At 67.8% G+C, this 2638-nt stretch carries 1 protein-coding gene; it reads right to left on the reverse strand.

Going from position 1 to position 2638, the window contains the following annotated elements; translation table 11 throughout:
* On the reverse strand, window positions 1–2638 hold a 2638-nt coding region (locus AC1D1G_RS44165; RefSeq protein ID WP_477956821.1), incomplete at both ends, for a condensation domain-containing protein.

A 2638-nucleotide genomic window follows, 5' to 3' on the forward strand; every position in this document is an offset into this window, starting at 1 on the left:
GTTCCACCCGGCCAGTTCCCGGAGGCGCGCGGCGGGGTCCGCGACCGCGATGTCGCCGACCGGCGTCTGCGGTGCAGCAGTCACAGCTTCGAGGATCCGGACGAACTGTGCGCCGAACGAGCGAATCGTGCTCTCGTCGAACAATTCGGTGGCGTAGTTGAACTCGGCGGCGATGGGGCCGGGCCTGCCATCGGCACCGTGAGTGTCGGTGAGGACGAGTTGCAGGTCGAACGCGGCGACGTCGGGGAGGATCGGCTCGCTCGACACCGACAGCCCGGGGAGTTCGAGGTGCGCGGGTGCATGGTTCTGGAAGAACAGCGCGACCTGGAACAGCGGGTGGTGGGCCGCCGTGCGGGTGGGGTTCAGGTGCTCCACGAGACGTTCGAACGGCACATCCGTGTGGGTGAACGCGGTGAGGTCCACGTCGCGGACCTGCTGCAGCAGTGCGGTGAACGACGATGCCGGGTCCACCTGTGCGCGGAGCACGAGGGTGTTGACGAACATTCCGACCAGGTCGTCGAGGTCGCGGTCGCCGCGGCCGGCGACGGGCGTGCCGATCGCGATGTCGGTGGTCGCGCTGAGCCTGCTGATCAGCACCGACAGGGCGGAGTGCGCGACCATGAACAGGGTGACGTTCTGGGTGCGGGCCAGGGTCAGCAGGCGTTGGTGCAGTTCCGCCGAGATCTCCCAGGACAGCGTCGCGCCGTGTTTCGACGCGACAGCGGGTCGGGGTCGGTCGGTGGGCAGGTCGATGCTGTCCGGCAGCCCGGCCAGCGCGGTTCCCCAGTAGGAGAGTTGGCGGGCGGCCCGGGAGTTCGGGTCGTCCTCCTCGCCGAGGAGTTCTCGTTGCCAGAGTGTGTAGTCGGCATACTGCACCCGCAGCGGCGTCCACTGGAGGTCGTGGCCGCCGCTGTGCGCGGCGTACGCCACCATCAGGTCGCGGGACAGCGGCGCGAAAGACCATCCGTCGGCGGCGATGTGGTGCACCACCAGCGTCAGCACGTGTTCGTCGTCCCGTACGCGCACCAGTCGTGCGCGCACGGGAATCTCGGTTGTGACGTCGAAGCCGGTGAGGGCGAACGTCCGGATCGAGTTGTCGAGGTCGGCCTCCCGGGCCTCGACGACGGTGAGGCCGAGGTCGATGTCGGGGGCGTCGAGGATGCGCTGCCAGGGTCCGGTGTCGGAGCCGGGGAATACGGTGCGCAGCGATTCGTGCCGGTCCAGCAGGTCGCGGAGTGCGCGACCGAGTGCCGTGACGTCGAGGTCACCCGAGAACCGCACGGCAAGAGGCAGGTTGTAGACGGGGCTCGAGGTATCGAACTGGTTGAGGAACCACACCCGCTGCTGGGTGGGCGACAACGGCACCCGCGTAGGCCGCACCTGCGGAACCAGTGCGGGAGTCGAGGTGTGGGCGTCGCGGTCGACTTCGTCGAATCGTTGCGCGAGCCCGCCGACGGTCGGCGCATCGAAGACGTCGCGCAGCGCCACCGGGACGCCGAGCGCCGTGCGCAGTCGCGACACCAGTCGGGTGGCGACGAGGGAGTTGCCGCCGAGGTCGAAGAAGTGGTCGTGGACACCGGCCCGCTCGACCCCCAGGATGTCGGCGAACACACCGGCGACGATCTCCTCGGTGGGCGTCCGCGGCGCCAGGTAGTCGGTGGTTGCCGCGTCGAGGTCGGGTGCCGGCAGCGCTTTGCGGTCGAGTTTGCCGTTCACCGACAGCGGCAGGGTGTCCAGGTGCACGACGTGCGCCGGGATCATGTACGACGGCAGAATCGTGGCGAGGTGGTCGCGGAGATCGGTCGCCGCGACGTTCACGGCACCGACCGTGTAGGCGACGAGGGCCTCTTCGCCGAGGTCGTCGCGGTGCACCACCACCACCGCCTGCGACACATCCGAATGCGCCTCCAGCGCCGTCTCGATCTCCCCCAACTCGATCCGCTGCCCCCGCAACTTCACCTGAAAATCAGTACGCCCCACATACTCCAACACCCCATCCGCGCGGCGACGCACCAGATCCCCGGTCCGATACATCCGCCCACCCGCCACATACGGATTCGCCACGAACCGATCCGCCGACAGATCCGCCCGGTTCAGATACCCCCGCGCCAGCTGAACCCCCGCCAGATACAACTCCCCCGCCACCCCGTTCGGCACCGGATGCAACCGGGCATCGAGCACATGCAACTGCGTATTCCACACCGGACGCCCGATCGGCACCGTCACCGTGTCCGCCGCACCGGTCTCCCAGTACGTGACATCGACCGCCGCCTCCGTCGGACCGTACAAATTGTGCAGATCGGCACCACAGACCGCCCGGAATAGCGACACCTGCTCCGGCGTCAACGCCTCCCCCGAACAGAACACCAACCGCAACGAATCACACACCACCACAGCAGATTCCGCGGTGAACACCGACAACATCGACGGCACGAAGTGCATCGTGGTGATGCGGTGCCGACGAATGAGGGTGGCGAGGTAGTCGGGGTCGCGGTGTCCGTCCGGTGCGGCGATCACCAGCGTGGCACCGACCTGCAGAGGCCAGAACAGCTCCCACACCGACACGTCGAACGTCACCGGAGTCTTCTGCATCACCGCGTCGTCGGAAGTCAGCGGGTATTCGTGCTGCATCCACAGC

This window comes from Rhodococcus sp. P3_B8 (genome assembly GCF_056402775.1).